Annotated in this window: 16 protein-coding genes and 2 pseudogenes; 17 read left to right on the plus strand and 1 reads right to left on the minus strand. The window is 42.6% G+C overall.

Annotated elements, in window-relative coordinates; translation table 11 throughout:
- Positions 1-366: 366 nt before the first annotated feature.
- The 6 genes from leuA to glpK all read left to right on the plus strand — a co-directional run bounded on the left by leuA (position 367) and on the right by glpK (position 8704).
- Complete coding sequence (gene leuA, locus ACGEDC_RS10420; protein WP_055025219.1) at positions 367-1935, plus strand: 2-isopropylmalate synthase; 1569 nt, start codon at positions 367-369, stop codon at positions 1933-1935.
- Positions 1932-3026, plus strand: coding sequence for a 3-isopropylmalate dehydrogenase (leuB, locus tag ACGEDC_RS10425; RefSeq protein ID WP_055025218.1), 1095 nt, complete (start codon positions 1932-1934; stop codon positions 3024-3026). The genes leuA and leuB overlap by 4 nt, the downstream gene beginning before the upstream one ends.
- Complete coding sequence (gene leuC / locus ACGEDC_RS10430; RefSeq protein WP_282167098.1) at positions 3026-4444, plus strand: 3-isopropylmalate dehydratase large subunit; 1419 nt, start codon at positions 3026-3028, stop codon at positions 4442-4444. The genes leuB and leuC overlap by 1 nt, the downstream gene beginning before the upstream one ends.
- 27 nt (positions 4445-4471) lie before the next feature.
- Positions 4472-5077 carry a 3-isopropylmalate dehydratase small subunit gene (leuD, locus tag ACGEDC_RS10435; RefSeq protein ID WP_394498097.1) on the plus strand — a complete coding sequence of 202 codons (606 nt, stop codon included), beginning with the start codon at positions 4472-4474 and terminating at the stop codon, positions 5075-5077.
- A 570-nt stretch (positions 5078-5647) separates the two neighbouring features.
- Complete coding sequence (locus ACGEDC_RS10440; protein WP_394498099.1) at positions 5648-7006, plus strand: outer membrane protein transport protein; 1359 nt, start codon at positions 5648-5650, stop codon at positions 7004-7006.
- A gap of 219 nt (positions 7007-7225) precedes the next feature.
- Complete coding sequence (gene glpK, locus ACGEDC_RS10445; protein WP_394498101.1) at positions 7226-8704, plus strand: glycerol kinase GlpK; 1479 nt, start codon at positions 7226-7228, stop codon at positions 8702-8704.
- 9 nt (positions 8705-8713) lie between these two features.
- On the opposite strand, the gene ACGEDC_RS10450 is transcribed toward glpK, so the two are convergent.
- Entirely contained in the window at positions 8714-8956 is a 243-nt protein-coding gene (locus ACGEDC_RS10450; RefSeq protein ID WP_080914709.1) for a hypothetical protein, read from the minus strand.
- 583 nt (positions 8957-9539) lie between these two features.
- Here ACGEDC_RS10450 and mraZ point away from each other — a divergent pair.
- The 11 genes and pseudogenes from mraZ to murC all read left to right on the plus strand — a co-directional run bounded on the left by mraZ (position 9540) and on the right by murC (position 22196).
- Positions 9540-9998: a division/cell wall cluster transcriptional repressor MraZ gene (gene mraZ, locus ACGEDC_RS10455; RefSeq protein ID WP_055025297.1), complete on the plus strand. Its 459-nt coding sequence runs from the start codon at positions 9540-9542 to the stop codon at positions 9996-9998.
- A gap of 23 nt (positions 9999-10021) precedes the next feature.
- Positions 10022-10963 carry a 16S rRNA (cytosine(1402)-N(4))-methyltransferase RsmH gene (gene rsmH / locus ACGEDC_RS10460; protein ID WP_055025212.1) on the plus strand — a complete coding sequence of 314 codons (942 nt, stop codon included), beginning with the start codon at positions 10022-10024 and terminating at the stop codon, positions 10961-10963.
- Positions 10964-10997: 34 nt separating this feature from the next.
- Positions 10998-11312, plus strand: coding sequence for a cell division protein FtsL (gene ftsL / locus ACGEDC_RS10465; RefSeq protein WP_055025211.1), 315 nt, complete (start codon positions 10998-11000; stop codon positions 11310-11312).
- Between the two features lie 27 nt (positions 11313-11339).
- Positions 11340-13076 carry a peptidoglycan D,D-transpeptidase FtsI family protein gene (locus ACGEDC_RS10470; protein WP_394498105.1) on the plus strand — a complete coding sequence of 579 codons (1737 nt, stop codon included), beginning with the start codon at positions 11340-11342 and terminating at the stop codon, positions 13074-13076.
- A pseudogene (murE, locus tag ACGEDC_RS10475) lies at positions 13073-14649 on the plus strand (UDP-N-acetylmuramoyl-L-alanyl-D-glutamate--2,6-diaminopimelate ligase). Before ACGEDC_RS10470 ends, murE begins: the two are co-directional and overlap by 4 nt.
- A complete protein-coding gene (locus tag ACGEDC_RS10480) occupies positions 14646-16019 on the plus strand; it encodes a UDP-N-acetylmuramoyl-tripeptide--D-alanyl-D-alanine ligase (RefSeq protein ID WP_394498107.1) in 1374 nt (457 codons plus the stop codon). The pseudogene murE and the gene ACGEDC_RS10480 overlap by 4 nt, the downstream one beginning before the upstream one ends.
- A complete protein-coding gene (gene mraY / locus ACGEDC_RS10485) occupies positions 16020-17102 on the plus strand; it encodes a phospho-N-acetylmuramoyl-pentapeptide-transferase (protein ID WP_055025207.1) in 1083 nt (360 codons plus the stop codon).
- A 6-nt stretch (positions 17103-17108) separates the two neighbouring features.
- Complete coding sequence (murD, locus tag ACGEDC_RS10490; protein WP_372036215.1) at positions 17109-18434, plus strand: UDP-N-acetylmuramoyl-L-alanine--D-glutamate ligase; 1326 nt, start codon at positions 17109-17111, stop codon at positions 18432-18434.
- Positions 18421-19635 (plus strand): cell division protein FtsW, encoded by a 1215-nt coding sequence (gene ftsW, locus ACGEDC_RS10495; protein ID WP_055025205.1) that lies wholly within the window; start codon positions 18421-18423, stop codon positions 19633-19635. Before murD ends, ftsW begins: the two co-directional genes overlap by 14 nt.
- Positions 19636-19643: 8 nt before the next feature.
- A pseudogene (gene murG / locus ACGEDC_RS10500) lies at positions 19644-20731 on the plus strand (undecaprenyldiphospho-muramoylpentapeptide beta-N-acetylglucosaminyltransferase).
- A 1-nt stretch (position 20732) separates the two neighbouring features.
- Positions 20733-22196, plus strand: coding sequence for a UDP-N-acetylmuramate--L-alanine ligase (gene murC / locus ACGEDC_RS10505; RefSeq protein ID WP_372036213.1), 1464 nt, complete (start codon positions 20733-20735; stop codon positions 22194-22196).
- Positions 22197-22295: the final 99 nt, after the last annotated feature.

Genomic DNA, 22295 nt, shown 5'->3' on the forward strand with positions numbered 1-22295 from the left:
AAAAGATGAATAAAATAGGGTTGACACAGCAGGCTTGTCACGTTAAAAAGTCAGTATAGAACATTTTAATTTAAGAATAATTAGTTAACTTTAATGAATATTTATAGTGATAACATTCTCCTAGGTCTCTTTCTTCTCTTACGCAAAATTTGCGCGGAGTCCTTTGTGTTACTTGCTAAATAAGTTTACTTGCATTCACAAACCCCGCGCTAACAGCCGCGGGGTTTTTTGTTTCTGTACCCAATTGATTTTTAGAACAAACAAATAGACGAATGACTTGCTAAACACTTTTAATGGCGTCGCAGTTATTTGTTAGATAACCGAACAAACTTTTACCTGAACAACAAAGTTCGATGGAGAAAACTGATGTCCAATAGAGTCATAATATTTGATACCACATTGAGAGATGGTGAGCAGGCGTTAGCAGCAAGTTTAACGGTTAAAGAAAAGCTGCAAATTGCTCTGGCGCTTGAGCGCTTGGGTGTTGATGTTATGGAAGTGGGTTTTCCTGTGTCATCGCCAGGTGATTTTGAATCAGTGCAGACCATTGCTAGAACAATTAAAAACAGCCGTGTTTGTGCATTATCTCGTGCTCTTGAAAAAGACATTGATGCGGCAGCTCAAGCGTTATCTGTTGCTGAACAGTTCCGTATTCATACTTTTATTTCTACATCGACTATTCACGTTGAAAGCAAATTAAAACGTTCATTTGATGACGTGCTTGATATGGCTGTTGGGGCCGTTAAATATGCTCGCCGTTTTACTGATGATGTTGAGTTTTCGTGTGAAGATGCGGGTCGAACACCTATTGATAACCTATGCCGTATGGTTGAACAAGCCATTAAAGCGGGTGCTCGCACCATTAATATTCCTGATACCGTGGGCTATACCGTGCCAAGTGAGTTCGGTGGCATCATTCAAACGCTATTTAATCGTGTACCTAATATCGATCAAGCAGTGATATCAGTGCATTGTCATGACGATTTAGGTTTGTCTGTGGCTAACTCTATTACTGCTGTTGAGCATGGCGCTCGTCAAATTGAATGTACTGTAAACGGTATTGGCGAACGAGCGGGTAATTGTTCATTAGAAGAAATCGCCATGATCCTATCGACGCGTAAAGGTTTATTAGGGCTTGAAAGCAATATTAATGCAAAAGAGATCCATCGCACCTCTTCATTGGTGAGCCAGCTGTGTAATATGCCTATTCAAGCGAACAAAGCTGTCGTGGGCACCAATGCGTTTTCTCATTCATCAGGCATTCACCAAGATGGCATGTTAAAAGCGAAAAACACTTACGAGATCATGACACCAGAAAGCATTGGTTTGAATCGTAATAATTTAAATATGACATCACGCTCAGGTCGCCATGTCATTAAGCACCGTATGGAAGAAATGGGTTACCAAGCTTCCGATTACGATATGGATAGCCTTTACGAGCAATTTTTGAATTTAGCGGATAAGAAAGGTCAAGTATTTGATTATGACCTAGAAGCCTTAGTGTTTATGGAAGCTCAATCTCAAGATGATGATCATTACGCATTACAACATTTGATGGTGCATTCAGACTCTACAGAAGGCGTGGCAACGGCCACAGTGCGTATTACGGTGGATGGTAAAGAGATGACAGAAGCAGCGACCGGTAATGGTCCTGTTGATGCTGCGTACAATGCCATTGCAAGAGCAACAGACCGCACCATCAATATTACCAACTACAAATTAGGTGCGAAAGGTGAAGGTCAAAATGCCTTAGGCCAAGTTGATATTACCGCAGAATACAATCAGCAAACTTTCCATGGTCTAGGGTTAGCAACAGACGTGGTTGAATCCTCAGCACAGGCGCTCGTTCATGTGATGAACTTAATTTATCGTGCAGATAAAGTAGCTGATTTTAAACAACAGATTCATAAAGATAGGGAGTTAGGTGGAGTATGAGTTATCAAGTAGCAGTATTAGCAGGGGATGGTATTGGTCCTGAAGTAATGGCTGAAGCACGCAAAGTGCTAAAAGAAGTTGAAGCCAGATTTGCACTAAATATTGAATATGCTGAGTACGATGTTGGTGGTATTGCCATTGATAACCATGGTTGCCCGTTACCAGAATCAACTTTGAAAGGTTGTGAAGCTGCAGATGCCGTATTGTTTGGTAGTGTTGGTGGCCCTAAATGGGAACATCTAGCCCCTAATGATCAACCTGAACGTGGCGCGTTGTTACCGCTTCGTGGTCATTTTGATTTGTTCTGTAATTTACGTCCTGCCAAGTTGCATACAGGGCTTGAACATATGTCACCGCTGCGCAGTGATATCTCATCACGTGGTTTTGATGTGTTATGCGTCCGCGAGTTAACGGGTGGTATTTACTTTGGTAAGCCAAAAGGGCGCCAAGGTGAAGGCGCTGATGAAGAAGCGTTTGATACGATGCGCTATAGCCGCCGCGAGATTGAACGCATAGCTCGCATTGCTTTTGAAGCTGCTCAAGGCAGAAGCAAAAAAGTGACATCAGTTGATAAGGCTAACGTTCTGGCTTGTTCAGTATTATGGCGAGAAGTTGTTGAAGGTGTCGCTAAAGATTTCCCAGATGTAGAGCTTGAGCATATCTATATTGATAACGCGACAATGCAATTGTTACGTCGTCCGAATGAATTTGACGTTATGTTATGTTCAAACTTATTTGGCGATATTATTTCTGACGAAATTGCCATGTTGACGGGCTCGATGGGGCTATTGTCATCTGCGAGTTTAAATAGCAGTGGTTTTGGTATGTATGAACCTGCTGGTGGCAGTGCACCAGATATTGCCGGCCAAGGTATTGCTAATCCAGTGGCACAAATTTTATCAGCGGCCTTATTGCTGCGTCATAGTTTAAAGCTTGAAGAAGCCGCGAGTGCGATAGAGCGTGCGGTAAGTAAAGCCTTGTCTGAAGGTTATTTAACGGGCGAGTTATTAAGTGCTGATGAACGCCAAAATGCTAAAACAACGTCAGAAATGGGCGATTTTATCGCTAATGCTGTTAAGGAAGGTGTGTAATGGCAACTCAAGCAAGTGGTGCTCAGACTCTGTATGAAAAAGTGTGGAATGCCCATGTACTGGCATCGCCAGAAGCAGAGGCTCCGATTATCTATGTGGATCGCCATTTGGTTCACGAGGTGACATCACCGCAGGCCTTCAGTGGTTTAAAAACCGCAGGGCGTAAACTCCGCGCACCTGAAAAAACCTTTGCAACCATGGATCATAATATCTCGACATTGAGCGCGAGCTTAGATGCGATGAGTCCAATGGCACGTATTCAAGTGGAGACATTAGCGCAAAACTGTAAAGAATTTGGCGTTAAGCTTTATGATATTCACCATCCTAACCAAGGTATTGTTCATGTAATGGGGCCGGAATTAGGCATTACACTTCCTGGTACTGTCATTGTTTGTGGCGACTCGCATACGGCGACACATGGGGCATTTGGTGCATTGGCATTTGGTATTGGTACTTCAGAAGTTGAGCATGTGTTAGCAACCCAAACTATGCGTCAGCTGAAAGCGAAAACCATGAAAGTGGAAGTACGTGGTCATGTCGCTGAAGGCATTACAGCAAAAGATATTGTGTTAGCCATCATTGGTCGCTTAGGCATGGATGGCGGTACTGGTTATGTCGTTGAGTTCTGTGGTGACGCTATCGAAGCGCTATCAATGGAAGGTCGCATGACATTATGTAACATGGCCATTGAAATGGGCGCTAAAGCAGGCATGGTTGCGCCTGATCAAACCACATTCGACTATCTTGAAGGGCGCGAGTTTTCCCCTAAAGGCGATGACTGGCAGCAAGCCGTTGCGGATTGGACAGCGTTAAAAACCGATCCAGATGCAAGCTTTGATGCAGAAGTGATTTTAGACGCTGCCGATATTGCACCACAATTAACTTGGGGAACAAATCCAGGTCAAGTGGTTCCGATTGATGCAGAAGTGCCAAATCCAGCGAGCGAGCCAAATGCGACAGTGCGTAGTAGCATGGAAAAAGCCCTTGAATATATTGGCCTAACTTCTGGTACAAAAATGGTTGATATTCCGATTAATAAAGTCTTTATTGGTTCGTGTACTAACTCTCGTATCGAAGACTTACGTGCAGCTGCGCACCATGCTAAAAACCGTAAAGTCGCTGATGGCGTCACTGCGATTGTGGTTCCAGGTTCTGGACAAGTTAAATTACAGGCAGAAGCAGAAGGGTTAGATAAAGTCTTCCTTGATGCTGGTTTTGAGTGGCGCTTACCGGGTTGCTCTATGTGTTTAGCAATGAATGATGATCGATTAGAAGCTGGCGATCGCTGCGCATCGACCAGTAATCGTAATTTTGAAGGTCGCCAAGGCCGTGGCAGTCGAACACATTTGGTGAGCCCTGCAATGGCAGCTGCAGCAGCTATTGCTGGTCATTTTGTTGATATCCGTAAGCCTTATTAATCCATTACCACTAGAAGAGAGAAACAGATGCAAGCTTTTACTCAACATACTGGTCTAGCGGTTGCGATTGATAGTACGAATATCGACACTGACCAAATAATTCCTAAGCAATTCTTATCAAAAGTGACAAGGGATGGCTTTGGGGTGCATTTATTCCATGATTGGCGTTATTTAGATGAAGCGGGTGAGCAAGATAATCCAGATTTTTCATTAAATTTACCTCGTTATAAAGGTGCGTCGATTTTATTAGCTCAAGAAAATTTTGGCTGTGGTTCTAGTCGTGAACACGCACCATGGGCGTTAGCCGATTTTGGTTTGCGTGTGGTCATTGCGCCCACTTTTGCTGACATTTTTTATGGCAACTCGATCAATAATGGTTTATTGCCAGTTAAGTTAACTCACGAGCAAGTCAATCAATTGATGGCAGAGGTTGAGGCCAGTGAAGGTGCGAATATTACCGTTGATTTAGTGTCGTTAACGGTGACCTCACCAACTGGGAGTGTTTTCGATTTTTCGATTGCTGAATCAGCGAGACATAAGCTATTAAACGGCTTGGATGCAATTGGCTTAACCTTAGAATATGCACAGGCAATTACGGACTACGAGGCGAATATACCTGCTTGGCGTCGTTAATCGCCATGACAATATGTCTGCGATTAGCGACGTAATTTTAAACAGGTTTAATCAAATTGTTGCTATTGGGCTTAAAATTAACATTTAGGCTTACACTTGTACCAAGTTTATATTAGCTAAAGCCCTTACTATGATAAGTAAGGGCTTTTTTATTGATTGATATAAATTATATTGGCTTAATAGTTTGATTTTTAAGGTTTTGTCTTTTTATCTTTCATTGTTTTACACAAAGGTAGTGAAACTCACTGCTTTTTTGGGAACACTTGCGTCCAGTAATACATTCTTGTTATCTGATTGATATTTAAGTTTTTATTATTATGTTTGATATTTTTCTATTGGCTCTTAGCGAGTATTTTTTAAAAAACGTCTCTGAGAGGGCGTTTTTGGTGTGAGCTGTGTCACCAAAGATGTTTTCTGTTACTGGTTTTGTAGTTATTTACTCTGTTTTAAGGCTTTGGCTTGTAAATTTATTCTGCATCAGTAAACTTGCCGCGATTTCAAATTGAGCAATTGCTCTAATGATGTAAGAGATTAAGCAAACATTAGATTTGCTACAAACAGAGACTAATAATGAAAAAGACACTATTGACTGTGGCAGTAAGTGCCATGCTTTTCGGGGCAACGACTCAAGTGAATGCAGCTGGTTTTCAGTTAGCGGAATACTCATCAACGGGTTTAGGCCGTGCTTTTGCTGGTGAAGCGGCAATGGCAGATAATGCTTCGGCTCAAGCAAGAAACCCTGCAATGTTAACTTACCTTGAAGGTCGTCAACTTTCAGCTGGTGCGATTTACATCATGCCAAATGTTGATGTTGTAGGTGACGTCAGTATTTCTTCTCCAATATTAGGTCCTGATCCTGTCATTATTACAGCGGATGCTACTGATTTTGCTGATAGTGCGGTTGTGCCTAACTTTTATTACTCTAATCAGTTGAATGACAACTGGACTTGGGGTTTAGCGGTTAACTCAAATTACGGTTTAGCGACAGAGCTTGATGCAACCCATCCAGCGTCTTTATTCGGTAATGAAACTGGGATTACAACTGTCGAGTTTAACCCGAATATTGCTTATAAAGTTAATGAAGCATTCAGTGTCGGTGCCGGATTACGTGTGGTGTATGGTGAAGGCCATGTTGGCGCATCTATGCCGGGTTGGATTGATGGCGTGAAACAAGCCGTTCCTGCTCTTGCCCCTCAACTTCCTGATGCAGGTGCGAGCCTTAAGTATATGGAAGGTGATGATATTGCCTTAGGTTGGCAATTAGGCACAAGCTGGCAGATCAATGAAGCGCATCGTTTAGGCTTTGCTTATCACAGTGGCGTTGAACTTGAGTTAGATGGCTTTGCATCTGGCTTATTGTACGATGGCGGTCAAGATGTGCACATTGAAGGCTACTTACCGATTGAGTTACCTGCATTTGCTGAGTTAGCTTCACATCACCAATTAACTGAAAACTGGGCAATGCATGCAAGTGTAAACTGGACTCAGTGGAGTGTTTTTGATGAGTTAGTAGCATACTTCCCTGGCGAAACTAAACCAATTGACTCAACAACGGGTTTACCATTGGAGTCTGATTTAGTTAAAGAAGAGAACTTCAAAGATAACTGGCGTTTTGCTGTCGGTACAACATACCAACTTAACGACAAGTGGTTAGTTCGTGGCGGTATGGCATTAGATCAAGGTGCTGCGCAAGACGAATACCGTTCAACAACAATCCCAGATTCAGATCGTTTATGGTTCAGTGCTGGTGCAGGATATCAAGCAACGAAAAACCTAACGGTTGATTTTGCTTTGACCTACATTAAAGGTGTGGGGGACGCGCCAATTGACGAAACTCAAGACCTACTGGGTTTAGCATCAGTTAATTATAGCGGTGATGTTGAAGCTGATGTTTGGTTAGCTGGTATTCAATTAAGCTATAAAATGTAATTTGAAACTGTAGATTACATTGAAAAAGCCTCGCACTCGCGGGGCTTTTTTGTAGGCTAAATATAGCTTACAGCACAATTATTCTCATTGTGAGTGTAACGGACTTGAGATCGGTGATTATCCGTCTTAACTTAGTAAAGATAATTTTTACAGTGTTATACCGCGCAAGCGTGCAGAACACTTTTTAAAATAACACTGCTGACAATCTATAGGTAGATAATGACTTCTAAGAAATATGTTATTGCGCTCGATCAAGGTACGACAAGTTCTAGGGCGATTGTATTCGATCACAATGCCAATATGGTTGCAGTGGCGCAAAGAGAGTTTTCTCAGATATATCCTCAAGCTGGGTGGGTAGAACACGATCCGATGGAGATTTGGTCGTCGCAAAGTTCGTCATTAATCGAAGTCTTAGCAAGGGCGAGTATTAGCGCTGATGAAGTGGCATCAATTGGCATCACAAATCAACGTGAAACAACAGTGGTGTGGGATAAACGCACTGGTAAGCCAATATACAATGCCATTGTTTGGCAATGCCGTCGTAGTCAAGCCATATGTCAGCAGTTTAAAGCGGATGGGTTAGAGGAGAATATTAAGTCTGCCACAGGTTTAGTACTCGACCCTTATTTTTCTGCCAGTAAAATTAAGTGGATTTTGGATAATGTTGAAGGTGCGCGTGAAGAAGCCCAAGCGGGCAATTTGTTGTTTGGCACAATAGATACTTGGCTAGTGTGGAAGTTGACTCAAGGTAAAGTGCATGTAACCGAGCCGACTAATGCGTCTCGGACGATGTTGTTTAATATCCATCAGCAGCAATGGGACGAAAAACTGTTAAAAGCGTTTGATATTCCAAGGGCAATGCTGCCAGAAGTGAAACCTTCTTGTGCTGTTTATGGTACAACCACGATTGCTGGTGGTGAGATTGCCGTTGCTGGTATGGCGGGAGATCAGCAATCTGCGTTATTTGGTCAGCTTTGTTTTGAGCCAGGAATGGCAAAAAATACTTATGGCACAGGCTGTTTCTTATTAATGAATACAGGCCAGAAAGCCGTATCATCAACTCATGGCTTATTAACCACTGTAGCAATTGGTGGAGACTTATCGGTAAACTATGCATTAGAAGGCTCAGTGTTTATGGGCGGCGCTGTGATTCAATGGCTTCGTGATGAAATGGGCTTGATTCAGGATGCACAAGACACAGAATATTTTGCTAATAAAGTGGAAGATACCAATGGAGTGTATTTGGTACCTGCATTTGTTGGTTTAGGAGCGCCTTATTGGGAACCTGATGCTCGTGGCGCGATTGTCGGTCTGACTCGTGGCGTTAACCGCAGTCATATTATCCGTGCAGCATTAGAAGCGATAGCCTATCAAAGCCAAGATTTACTTGCAGCGATGAGCCAAGATTCGGGAGTCCCGTTGACTCAAGTTCGCGTCGATGGCGGTGCAGTTGCAAACGATTTCTTAATGCAGTTTCAAGCTGATATTAGTGATGTGGATGTGATTCGACCTCAGGTTACAGAAACTACGGCGATGGGGGCTGCATTTTTGGCTGGGCTTGCTGTTGGTTTTTGGCAATCAACTGCTGAACTTAATAATATCGCAGCGGCCGATAAAACGTTCTTTGCATCGATGGAAGCCGATGTACGCAATCGTTTATATTCAGGTTGGAAAAAAGCTGTCCAACAAACAGTTTAATGGTGAAGTTTACACTTCTATATCGATATGTCTTGCAGATGATTTAGTATCTGCGGGTTGAGCTTGGTTTGTATTAGGACGTGATATAGCTGCATTTGGGGTTGATGTGTTTGGTGGCAATTGCGATTGCGGCGCTTCATGACTATCAGCATCTAAGGCATTACTGTTGCTTACCTTTTTGACATCTCGTTTAAAACTACCCACTTGCTTTGGTGGTGTTGCTGTTATGGCATATATGGTGTCTAAGCTCATGATGGCCTCCTTATGGTTGTCGATAAATGATGGATCTAAGTCGATTCATATACTATATCGGCAATCTTTGGTTAGTATTTAGACAATTTAAGTATAACTTTGTTTCATCTTTCTTGGTATTTTCCCTTTTGCGTATATGGAATGGTCATTTTTGACTCACATGTGCTGCTCTGTTTTATATATCATTCAATACAACAAAATGCGCTGGTTAACGGCAATCATTATTGCCAGTCAGTTATCGACATCATGTTTTCGGTGGATTTTTATTTTTATTTTGCCTGTAAGATCGACCCTATTTGTTATTTTTATATGAAAATGGTCACAATTTGGATCAAATTCCCCACATTCTTTACTGAGATGAACGCTGTTATGTCTATGGTTTCGTTCATTTACCCATCTAAAAACCACTTTTATCCACTCGCTTATCATTAATTAAAATTTGCTGCGAACCCGCTTCAGAACTGGATTTAATTAATGTTGTCATCCCTTGACAATACTTGTGTTGTGTCCCTAAACTTAAGGGTTGTGGGGAATTGTGGATATTTGTGGGAAATTTAATAACAAATTATAGGATTTGATGACCGTGTTTCGGGGTGCCAGTGCAATAAATATGGATGCAAAAGGACGGATCGCTATTCCAATGCGATACCGAGAATCCTTGCGCGCCGAGCACGAAGGCATTGTGGTTATCACCGTTGATATTCAATCACACTGTTTACTGATCTATCCGATCCATGAATGGGAATTGATTGAAGCCAAGTTATTACAATTGTCTGACACAGATAAAGTCGAACGTTCTATGAAACGTAGATTACTCGGTCACGCTCACGAATGTGAGTTGGATGGCAATGGACGTGCGCTTGTTCCACCTGCATTAAGACAATACGCCAGCTTACAAAAGAAAACGATGTTGGTGGGTCTACTCAATAAATTTGAATTATGGGATGAAGCTGCTTGGCAACAACAGATGGATGAAAGCCATGAGTTGATTCAAGCAGAAGATCTCGCAAACCATGAAAGATTAGCTAATTTTTCATTATAAATAACCCAATTAAGAAGAGTCTAATGAGCCAAGAATTTGCCCATTTATCTGTACTACTAAAAGAAACCGTTGATGGTTTAAATATCCATGAAGATGGCATCTATATCGATGGCACTTTTGGGCGTGGTGGTCATTCTAGGCATGTATTAAGTCAACTTGGTGACAATGGACGTCTAATTGCGATCGATCGTGATCCCCAAGCTATTGAAGCGGCAAAGCAATTTGCTGACGACCCTCGCTTTCAGATTGTTCACGGAGGTTTTGGCCAATTGGCTGACTACGTTACTGAGCTCGGGCTTAAAGGCAAAATTGACGGTGTGTTATTGGACTTAGGCGTGTCATCGCCTCAGTTAGATGATGCTGAACGTGGTTTTAGTTTTTTACGCGATGGTCCACTAGATATGCGAATGGATAACAGCCAAGGTCAAACGGCTGCTGAGTGGATCGCTAAAGCAGAAATTGAAGATATGGCTTGGGTTTTTAAAACCTACGGCGAAGAGAAAAATGCGCGTCATATTGCCCGATGTATTGCTGCTGACCGTGAAGAAACTCCTTTTTTACGCACAAAAGATTTAGCCGATCTAATTGCTCGAATTACTAAAAATAAAGAGCGTAATAAGCATCCAGCGACACGTGTTTTTCAAGCTATTCGTATTTATATCAACAGTGAGCTTGAGCAAATTGAGCAAGCGTTAGAAGGCGCAGTTTCAGTATTGGCGCCAGAAGGCCGCTTATCGGTGATCAGTTTCCATTCTTTAGAAGACAGAATGGTAAAACGTTTTATTCGTAAAAATAGCCAAGGTGAAAGCGTGCCACACGGGCTACCGATAACAGAAGCGGAAATAAATAAATCGAGAAAGCTAAAAGCGATTGGCAAAGCAATGAAGCCGTCGGATGTTGAAATTGAGCAGAATCCACGAGCACGAAGCTCGGTGTTACGCGTTGCTCAACGTCTTGATTATTAATTATTGAGCACAGCGACATCATAAAGAGGTTAATTTGGGACAATCATCAATAAAATTATCACGCATTGTGATTGCCGATATCTGGCGACATAAGTGGATTTTATTATTGTCGATGGTGGTGTTAGCCAATGCGGTAGGGGTGGTTTATACCAGCCATGCCACGCGTAAGTTGACCTCGCAGTTAGATCAGCTTTTACAAGAGCGGGATCGTTTAGATATCGAGTGGCGCAATTTGTTACTCGAAGAGCAATCTAAGTCTGAGCATAGCCGTGTTACTCGTATTGCTACTAAAGATTTAAAAATGGTTCGACCCTTACCTAAAGAAGAAGTGGTTATCAGGCTGCAATAACAGAAAAGGAATGATTGAGTCAGTAAAATGAGCAGACAAGCAAAACGTAAGTTAAATCCAGAGTTAATTCCATGGCGATTATTCGTAGTGGTAGGCTTTGTTTTGCTTTTATTTACGGCCTTGATTGCTCGAGCGGCTTACATTCAGATTATTGAACCAGATAAATTGCGTCACGAAAGTGATATGCGAACCCTTCGTACCAGCAGTAACCAAGTGCAACGTGGCTTAATCACTGACCGTAACGGCGAAATGCTTGCGGTGAGTGTGCCTGTGCGTGCAGTGTGGGCAGACCCTAAAGTGTCGCACGACAAAGAAGCATTTAATGATATGCGCCGCTGGCAAGCCCTTGCAGATGTATTGCATTTACCTGTTGAAAGCATTGTAGGCAAAGTGCAGCGAGATCCTAAACGCCGCTTTATCTATTTAAAACGTCAAGTGACTCCTGCAGTTGCTGAATATATTAAGCAGCTAAAAATTGCTGGTATTTATTTAAAATCCGAATCTCGTCGTTACTATCCTGCTGGTGAAACTGCAGCGCAATTAGTTGGTTTGACGAATATTGATGATGTCGGCATTGAAGGTATTGAAAATGCTTACGATAGCTGGCTTACAGGCACGCCTTCTAAGCAAAAAGTACGTAAATCTCGAGATGGTAAAGTCGTCCAACGTCTAGATATTGTTGAAGAGGGTGAAAGCTCAAATGATTTAGTGTTGAGTATTGATCAGCGAATTCAGCAGCTTGCTTACCGTGAGTTAAAACGCACAACAGAAATTAACCAAGCAACGTCAGGTTCAGTGGTGGTGCTTGATGTTCATACTGGTGAAGTGTTAGCGATGGTGAATACACCATCTTACAATCCTAATTCTCGAGAAAACCTACAATCGTATCGAATGCGTAACCGTGCATTAACCGATACGTTTGAGCCTGGTTCAACAGTAAAACCGTTTGTGGTTGCTGCAGCATTAGAGGCTGGCACAATTGAACGTAATGATTTAATTAAAACCTCACCGGGCTGGATGCGAGTGGGTGGTCGTCAGGTACGTGACCCGATTAATTATGGCGACATGACTTTAGATAAAATCTTAGTGAAATCCAGTAACGTAGGTATCAGTAAGGTATCGCTATCGATGCCAGTGCAAGAGTTATTGGGTACATACCAGTCAATGGGGTTAGGTAATTATTCTGGCATTAATCTCGCGGGTGAAAGTGCCGGATTGATTCATGATCGTCGCCGCTGGTCTGATTTTGAAAGAGCCACTCTTTCATACGGTTACGGCTTAACTGCTACACCACTGCAGTTAGCTCGAATGTATGCCACCCTAGGAAGCGGTGGTGTGCTTTATCCTGTTTCGGTGTTAAAACTCAAGCAAGCCCCTCGTGGTGAGCAGGTTATTTCTGAGCAAACAGCCAAAGATGTCATGGAAATGATGCTGGGTGTGACTGAAAAGGGTGGCACTGCGACCCAGGCGCATATTGATGGCTATCCAATTGCAGGTAAAACAGGAACCAGTCGTAAATCAATTGCTGGTGGTTATGGTGATGATTATGTGTCGCTATTTGCCGGTGTCGCGCCAGTTCATAACCCTCGCTTAGCGATATCTATCGTGGTTAACGAGCCAAAAGGCGATCGTTACCATGGTGGTGATGTTGCAGGCCCAGCATTTGCAAAAATCATGTCTGGAGCATTACAGATGCTCAACGTAGAGCCATTGAATGAGAAAGAAAAAGTGGAATTAGCTGCCATTGCTAGGAGGGCTGAATAATGCTTCTTAGTGATTTGCTTGCTCCTTGGTTTCATTATGCCGGTCGTGAGATCGTGGCCTCGATGACATTAGATAGTCGTCAAATTAAACCAGGCAGTTTGTTTGTTGCATTACCAGGCCATCAAGTTGATGGCCGTCAATTTATTGATAAATCCATAGACTCTGGGGCGATAGGTGCGCTTATTCATACCGATAATCCGGATGAGCATGGCAAAGTTGAACATCATGATACTGGCGCAGTATTAGTCTACTTTTTCAGTTAAGTCGTCAGTTATCGGCAGTCGCAGCACAGCTTTACCCGGTTCAAGGGCAAGCAATGTCAATTATTGGCGTAACTGGAACAAATGGTAAAACATCAGTTAGCCAGCTAATTGCACAGCTCGTTACCCTCAAACAGCAAAAAGCTGCGGTGATGGGGACACTAGGCAACGGTGTGTGGGGACAGTTAGTTGATAGCGGTAATACCACGGCTGATGCGATAACGATAATTGAGCAAATTAGTGCTTTTCAGCAGCAAAATGTGTCAGCGTGTGCCATTGAAGTATCTAGTCATGGCCTGGTACAAGGCCGAGTGGAGGCCGTTCCTTTTGATACGGCAGTGTTTACTAATCTTAGCCGTGACCATTTAGATTATCATGGTGACATGGATGCGTACGGCGCAGCCAAAAAGCGTTTATTCACCTTTCCATGTGTTAAGCATGGCTTACTCAACTTAGACGATGCCGTTGGAGCGCAATGGTATGCTGAATTCGATTCCCACACTATGTTTGGCTTTAGTACAAAAGCACCTGTGACTTCACAAGATATTGAAACGCAGCAATTAGCGCGGTTTTATACGGATAATATGCAGTTTAATGATGCAGGTGTTAGTTGCGACTTTTATTACCCTTCAAATGTCAATGATCAGCAATCAGCATTAGTTAAAGCTAAGTTAACATCGCCACTGCTTGGTGATTTTAACTTATCAAATCTTGTTGCAGCGATAAGCGCACTTTTCTTACAGCAATCTAGCCCTAATCGTGACTCAATGAATGAGTTATTGGCGCTTGTGCCATTGCTCACCCCAGTAGCGGGTCGTATGGAGCGCTTTAATCAGCAAGATGGCCCAACTTTGGTCGTTGATTACGCTCATACACCAGATGCTATTGAGCAAGCGTTAAAAGCATTAAGAATCCATTGTCATGGTACTTTGTGGTGTGTTTTTGGTTGCGGTGGTGATAGAGATACAGGTAAACGACCATTAATGGCTCAAGCGGCTGAGCATTACGCAGATAAGGTCATGGTGACAAGTGATAATGCGCGTAGTGAAGACCCTATGACCATTATCAATGATGTTGTCGCTGGTCTAAATAAGCCCGAGCTTGCTTTGACAGAAATTGACAGAATCACAGCCATTAAGAAAGTCGCTACATTAGCGAAAGCAGGTGACATTGTTTTGCTAGCAGGTAAGGGGCATGAGACTTATCAAGAAGTGTCGGGTAAAAGAATTGATTATGATGAGCGTGCGCTAGCCATGCAATTAACGGGCTGTGACACTATGACCAGTGTTAGCGAACAAAAGGGGCGCCTATGATCCCTATTCAATTATCCGACTTAGCACGTGAGTTAAATGCCACGTTAGTCGGCGCTGACATAGAAATTAATGATGTCACAAGCGACAGCCGTAAGATGGCTGAAAGCAGTTTATTTGTTGCATTAAAAGGCCTGCGTTTTGATGGGCATCAATTTGCGTCAACCGCGATTGAAAATGGTGCGCAAGCGTTATTAGTCGAGCATGAACTTGCTGTTAATGTACCTCAATTAATTGTGAGTAACACGCAAAAGGCAATGGGCGCTATCGGTGCGTATGTTCGTCAACAAGTGTCGCCAATTGCGGTAGCATTAACTGGGTCAAATGGTAAAACGACTGTGAAAGAAATGGTTGCGACGATTTTATCGCAGCACCATAACGTGCTTTACACAGCGGGAAATTTTAATAATGAAATTGGTGTGCCGTTAACCTTACTCAGATTAGAGCATCAACATGAATTTGGTGTGTTTGAGTTAGGGGCAAATCATCTGGGAGAAATTAATTATACTTCATCTTTAGTGACGCCTCAGGTGGCGTTAGTCAATAATGTTGGCCGTGCTCATCTTGAAGGTTTTGGCTCGATTGAAGGTGTTGCTAAGGCCAAGTCTGAAATCTTCAATCATTTGCAAAAAGATGGCGTAGCAATCATAAATGCTGACGATCAATTCTCATCATTTATGATGGATAAAACTGCCGAATTTACGCAACTTAAGTTTTCGATATCAGCAGAGAATGAAGCTGATATTAAGGCGTTAGATATCGTCGCTGATAACAGCGGATGTTATCAATTTAGCCTAGAGTACCTTGGAAAATCACACCTTGTACATCTTCCATTAGCAGGCTTGCACCAAGTCAGTAATGCTTTAGCTGCTACCGCTATTTGTATTGCGCTTAACATCCCCGTTTCTGACATTGTGACAGGGCTTAGCCAGTTGTCACCAGTGAAAGGGAGAATGGTGCCGCATAACTTAGGCAGAGTATTATTAGTTGATGATAGTTATAACGCTAACCCAACTTCTGTCGATGCCGCAATGAATTGGCTTAAACAAACTCGAGGTTTTCAGTGTTTAGTGCTGGGAGATTTAGGTGAATTAGGTGACAATAGCGCCCTTTTGCATGCGGAAGTTGGTAAACAGGCCAAAAAAGCTGACATCGATGCCTTGTTTTGTTGTGGTCAACTGACTGAATCTACAAGTAAAGCGTTTGGAAGCGAGCATTATGAGGATAATAAATCCTTAGCAAAAGCGTTAATTGAAAAAATAAATCAGTTACCTGGTGAGGTAACCATTTTAGTAAAAGGTTCTCGAAGTGCAGCGATGGAAACTGTAGTCGAAGAGTTGTTAGAAGCCAATAGGCGTGGGGAGTTTGTTTAGATGCTGGCTTATTTAGCTGAGTATTTAACCCAGTTTTACAGTGGGTTTAATGTTTTTTCATATGTGACTTTTAGAGCCATTCTTGGCCTGATGACAGGTCTTATCTTTAGTTTATGGTTTGGTCCGAAACTGATTGAGCGATTGCAGTTGATGCAAATTGGTCAAGTTGTCAGAAATGATGGCCCTGAATCACATTTTAGTAAGCGTGGAACACCTACAATGGGTGGTTTACTGATACTTGCTGGTATTTTTGTCAGTGTTTTATTGTGGGGTGACCTATCGAATCGATACGTCATTGTCATGTTATTTGTACTTGGAACATTTGGCGGTATTGGCTTTCTTGATGACTATCTAAAAGTGGTTAAAAAGGATTCCAAAGGTCTTATTGCACGTTGGAAATATGCTTCGCAATCTATCGCAGCCTTGGTCGTTGCGTTTTATTTGTATAGCTCGGCATCAATTCCTGGTGAAACGCAATTAGTTGTTCCGTTTTTTAAAGATGTAATGCCGCAACTTGGTCTGCTTTATATCGTGTTGGTTTACTTCACGATTGTTGGGGCGAGTAATGCCGTTAACTTAACAGATGGACTTGATGGTTTAGCGATCATGCCAACAGTGATGGTAGCAGGCGCTTTTGCACTGATTGCTTACTTATCTGGCCACGCGCAATTTGCTAATTATTTACATATTCCACATTTACCCGATGCGGGTGAGCTGGTGATTGTATGTACGGCAATTGTTGGAGCTGGTTTAGGTTTTTTATGGTTTAACACATACCCTGCACAAGTTTTTATGGGCGACGTTGGCTCGTTAGCGCTAGGCGCAGGCTTAGGTGCTATTGCGGTATTAGTGCGACAAGAAGTGTTATTGGTGATCATGGGCGGTGTTTTCGTGATGGAAACTGTGTCGGTGATTTTACAAGTTGGTTCATACAAATTGCGCGGACAACGTATATTCAGAATGGCGCCAATTCACCATCATTACGAATTAAAAGGTTGGCCAGAGCCAAGAGTGATCGTTCGCTTTTGGATTATTTCATTGTTCCTAGTCATGCTAGGACTGGCAACCCTTAAGTTAAGGTAGTTAGCAATGCAATCAAGCTATTCACATATTGTTTTGGGACTTGGGGCGACAGGGTTATCTGTGGTTCGTTATTTGATGTCTCAAGGAATAACACCATTGGTGATGGATAGTAGGCGTACACCACCAGGTCAAGATACGTTAGCGCAGGAGTTTCCTGATGTTGAGTTATTAACCGGTGGCTTTGTTTGCCGATACTTAGTGCAAGCTAAGCAAATTATTGTGAGTCCGGGTATTCCTATCGACACGCCTGAAATCCGTGCTGCTATGGATATGGGAATTGAGGTTATAGGTGATGTTGAGCTATTCGCTCAAGCAATAGCAGATAGACCGCCTTGTGTTGTCGCTATTACTGGTTCAAACGGTAAAACAACAGTGACTACCTTAGTGTATGACATGCTCAATGCTGCAGGTAAAAAAGTCGCAGTTGGTGGCAATATTGGTATTCCTGTTTTGGACTTACTGGCTACAGATGCTGAATTCTTTGTACTAGAGCTATCAAGCTTTCAGCTAGAAACAACCCATAGCTTGCAATGCATTGCAGCGACTTGTTTGAATATCAGTGAAGATCATATGGACAGATATCACGATATTCATTCGTATCGCGCCGCTAAGCTGCGCTTATATCAGCAAAGCCGCTTCGTGATGTTTAATCGTGATGATGCGTTAACTTATCCAGATGAGCCAACAAACCAAAATACGTTTGGTTTAAGTGTACCTGAAGGTGACGAATGGGGCTTAGCTGACGGCAAAATCTTGCATGGTGAAAGTGAGATTATGAATTTGCATGAGGTGAGCTTAATTGGTAGCCACAATCAGGCAAATTTACTGGCGGCGATGGCATTGGCTGATGCCTGCGGTATTGATAAGAATGTGATGATCGAGATTGCCTCACATTTCAGTGGGCTTGCGCACCGTTGTGAATTAGTCGGGTTGAAACAAGGTGTCACGTACATTAATGACTCAAAAGCCACCAATGTTGGTGCTACGGTTGCAGCCTTAAACGGACTAAGCGATCACTTGGGCGACCTCATTTTAATTGCTGGCGGTGAAGGCAAAGGTGCAGATTTTAAAGAGCTTGAAAAATCACTGACCAATGTTACTCAAGTGATTACCTTTGGCAAAGACGGAAGCAAAATTGCGCAGTTAAAAGCTGACAGTATTGAAGTGAATAATTTGGAAGAGGCCGTCGCGAAAGCTGTTGAGATCACTTTTTCTGGCGATATCGTGCTACTTTCGCCAGCTTGTGCAAGTACTGATATGTACAAGAACTTCATGGATAGAGGTGATCACTTTAAACAATTAGTGGAGCAGATTGAAGATGGCGAGGGGTGAGCAACAACTTAGCTTATTCCAACAAGTCCTAAAAAGGCCTTGGGCAAACATTCTGTCTGAAACTACACCCAGTGATCAGCTTTATGACCGTAGTTTATTTTTGGCTGTTGCAGGGTTAATTACATTTGGCTTTGTGATGGTGATGTCAGCGTCTATGCCTGAAGCGCAGAAACTGACAGAGAACCCGTTTCATTTTATATATCGCCACGTAGCGTATTTAATGGGATGTGGTGTGATCGCTTATGCCGTACTCAATATTGAGCTGAAGTTTTGGGAGCGTTACAGCGCATATTTAGTGTTGTTGGTGTTGCTATTACTGGTAGCGGTATTAGTGGTGGGAACCACTGTAAATGGGGCTACCCGCTGGTTAGCGATTGGGCCTGTGAGAATACAGGTCGCTGAGATAGCCAAGTTTGTTTTTATTATTTACATGGCGGGGTATTTAGTTCGCCGTCATGGTGAGTTAAGAGAAAACAGTAAGGGGTTCTATAAACCTATTTTTGTCTTTTTACTGTTTGCTTTTTTGATTCTTGCTCAACCAGATTTAGGTACTGTCGTCGTACTTTTCGTTTGTACTGTCAGCCTGTTATTTTTGGCAGGAGCACGAATCATGGACTTTTTGGTACTGATATTTCTCGGTATCGCCATGTTTGTTTTTTTAGTGGTGTTTGAGCCTTATCGAATGCGACGGGTGACGTCATTTTTAGACCCATGGGAAGATCCCTTTGGGAGTGGTTACCAGCTAACTCAGTCACTGATGGCTTATGGTCGTGGTGATATTTTTGGGCAAGGTTTGGGTAACAGTATTCAAAAACTGTCGTATTTACCTGAGGCACATACAGATTTTATCTTTGCTGTTATTGGTGAAGAACTTGGTTTTGTTGGTATTGTTTGCGTATTAACTGTGCTGTTTTTTGTATCGTTTAGAGCGATCCGATTGGGTAATTTGTGTTTGAGTATTCAGCGCCCATTCGAAAGTTATTTAGCATATGGCATTGGTATATGGATTTGTTTTCAGACAGTAGTCAATGTGGGGGCCAGTATTGGTATGTTGCCCACTAAAGGTCTGACGCTGCCCTTTATTAGTTATGGCGGTAGTAGTTTATGGGTCATGACGGCAGCGGTAATGTTACTGATACGAATTGATCATGAACGGCGGTTAAGTTTAACGCAAGCGGTGCAAGGGAGAGTAAAAAAGTGAGCCCTAATATGACTGATGCACCTAAATTATTGGTGATGGCTGGCGGCACGGGCGGACATGTATTCCCGGCGTTAGCAGTTGCAAAAGAATTAGCCAAAAAGGTTGGCAAGTACGCTGGTTAGGTACGGCTGACAGAATGGAAGCAAGGCTGGTTCCTCAACATGGATTCGATATTGAGTTTATTGATATCAAAGGTGTGCGAGGAAATGGAATAGTAAGAAAATTGGCTGCACCATTTAAAATTATACGTTCAATATTACAGGCTAAAGCGTTCATTAATGAATATCAGCCAGACGTGATTTTAGGCATGGGTGGTTTTGCCAGTGGCCCAGGTGGTGTGGCGGCAAAATTGGCAGGCGTGCCTTTAGTATTACATGAGCAAAATGCAATTCCGGGCATGACTAATAAGTTGTTATCTCGCATTGCTAACAAGGTACTTTGTGCATTTCCGAATACCTTTTTACCGGCAACCAATGCAGAAGTCGTTGGTAATCCAATTAGACAAGAGTTAATAGAGCTCGGTCAAAAAGAGAAAGTATGTGATGACGAAGCCTTAAAGGTGTTAGTTGTTGGTGGCAGTTTAGGCGCAAAAATATTTAACGATGTTATGCCGGATGTGGTTGGGCAATTAAGTCAACAGCATTCAATTACCGTGTGGCATCAAGTAGGTAAAGGAAACCAACCTACTGTCAATAGTCACTATCAGGACAAAGGCCAAGCAGCCAATGTCAATGTGGCAGAATTTATCGATGACATGGAAGCCGCATATCGCTGGGCAGATGTTGTTGTTTGTCGTTCAGGTGCATTAACAGTATCTGAATTAGCCGCTGTAGGACGGGCAAGTATTTTAGTGCCTTATCCTCATGCTGTAGACGATCATCAAACTATCAATGCTTCAGTATTAGTAGAGGCTGGTGCGGCAATTTTATTGCCGCAAACCATAGTAAATGCAGATAATTTAGCTGAGAAGTTAACCCTTTTCGCTGAAAAAAGACATGTTGTATTAGAGATGGCTCAGCAAGCAAGAAGCGTTGCTGTTTTAGATGCCACCCAACGTGTTGCAGGTATTTGTGCTGAATTAGCACGAAAGGATTGAAATGACAAAAACAGAAAAGTACGCCCAATTACGTAGCATGATCCCTGAGATGAGACGGATTAAGAAAATCCACTTTGTCGGAATAGGTGGTGCAGGCATGGGCGGGATAGCCGAAGTATTAGTAAATGAAGGTTATCAGATCAGCGGCTCAGATATTGCTGTTAATAGTGTGACTGAAAGGCTAGAAAGTTTAGGGGCAAAAATCATCATTGGCCATCAGGCTGAAAGCGTTACAGATGTTGATGTTGTGGTCGTTTCAACGGCAATTGATAAGCAAAACCCTGAAATCATAGCGGCTAAAGAACGCCGTATTCCGATTGTCCGTCGTGCTGAGATGTTGGCTGAATTAATGCGTTACCGTCATGGCGTTGCAATTGCTGGTACCCATGGTAAAACAACGACGACAAGCTTGATTGCCAGTGTATACGGTCAAGCTGAACGTGATCCAACATTTGTTATTGGTGGATTGCTCAATAGTGCCGGAACCAATGCACGTTTAGGGACAAGTCGTTATTTGATAGCAGAAGCCGATGAAAGTGATGCAAGCTTTTTGCATTTACAGCCTATGGTCAGTGTTATTACTAACATTGAAGCTGATCATATGGACACTTATGGTGGTGATTTTGAGAAGCTAAAGACGACCTTTGTCGACTTTTTACATAACTTGCCATTTTATGGTGTAGCCGTGATGTGTATTGATGATGAAGTCATTCAAGAAATCATGCCAAGAGTCGGTAGACAAGTCGTTACTTATGGCTTTAGTGATATTGCTGATGTACAAGCATTGGACTTTAAGCAAGTTGGCCATCAGTCGCAATTTAACGTACGCCGGACGGGGCGTGAAGATTTAGCCATAGTGTTAAACCTTCCTGGCGAGCACAATGTGTTGAATGCACTGGCAGCGATTGCCGTCGCTACTGAAGATGATATCGATGACGAAGCTATTGTTGCAGCACTTGCAGAATTTGAAGGGATCGGAAGACGTTTTCAGCATTTAGGTGAGTTTGATACAGCAAACGGTAAGGTGATGTTGGTTGATGATTATGGTCATCACCCAAGTGAGGTACTTGCAACGATCAAGGCGGCTAGAGCTGGCTGGCCTGATAAGCGCTTAGTGATGGCATATCAGCCACATCGATATAGTCGTACCCGTGATTTGTACGAAGATTTCGTTGAAGTATTATCTCAAGTCGATGGCTTACTGTTACTTGATGTATACGCAGCGGGTGAAAGTGCCATCCCTGGAGCAGACGGCAGAGCATTATGTCGCTCAATAAGATTGCGTGGGCAAGTTGATCCTATATTTGTCGCATCGCCTGAGTTACTTGCTGATGTGTTGCCTGACGTTTTACAAGAGGGCGACTTATTGCTGACTCAAGGCGCTGGTAATATTGGTGCACTATCCAAAATGCTTGCATCATCTAATTTAGGTTTTGATGAGTCGAACAAAGAAAGTGTTGATTGATTATTAAACGATAACTGTTTGTAAATAGAAGCTTTAATACAGTCAGCATGCTAGATATAATGGTGAATTGCCAAATGAAAGTGACCAGATACAGTTGGG

Origin of the sequence: Shewanella sp. ENK2 (genome assembly GCF_043568515.1) — a bacterium.
Lineage (GTDB): Bacteria > Pseudomonadota > Gammaproteobacteria > Enterobacterales > Shewanellaceae > Shewanella > Shewanella japonica.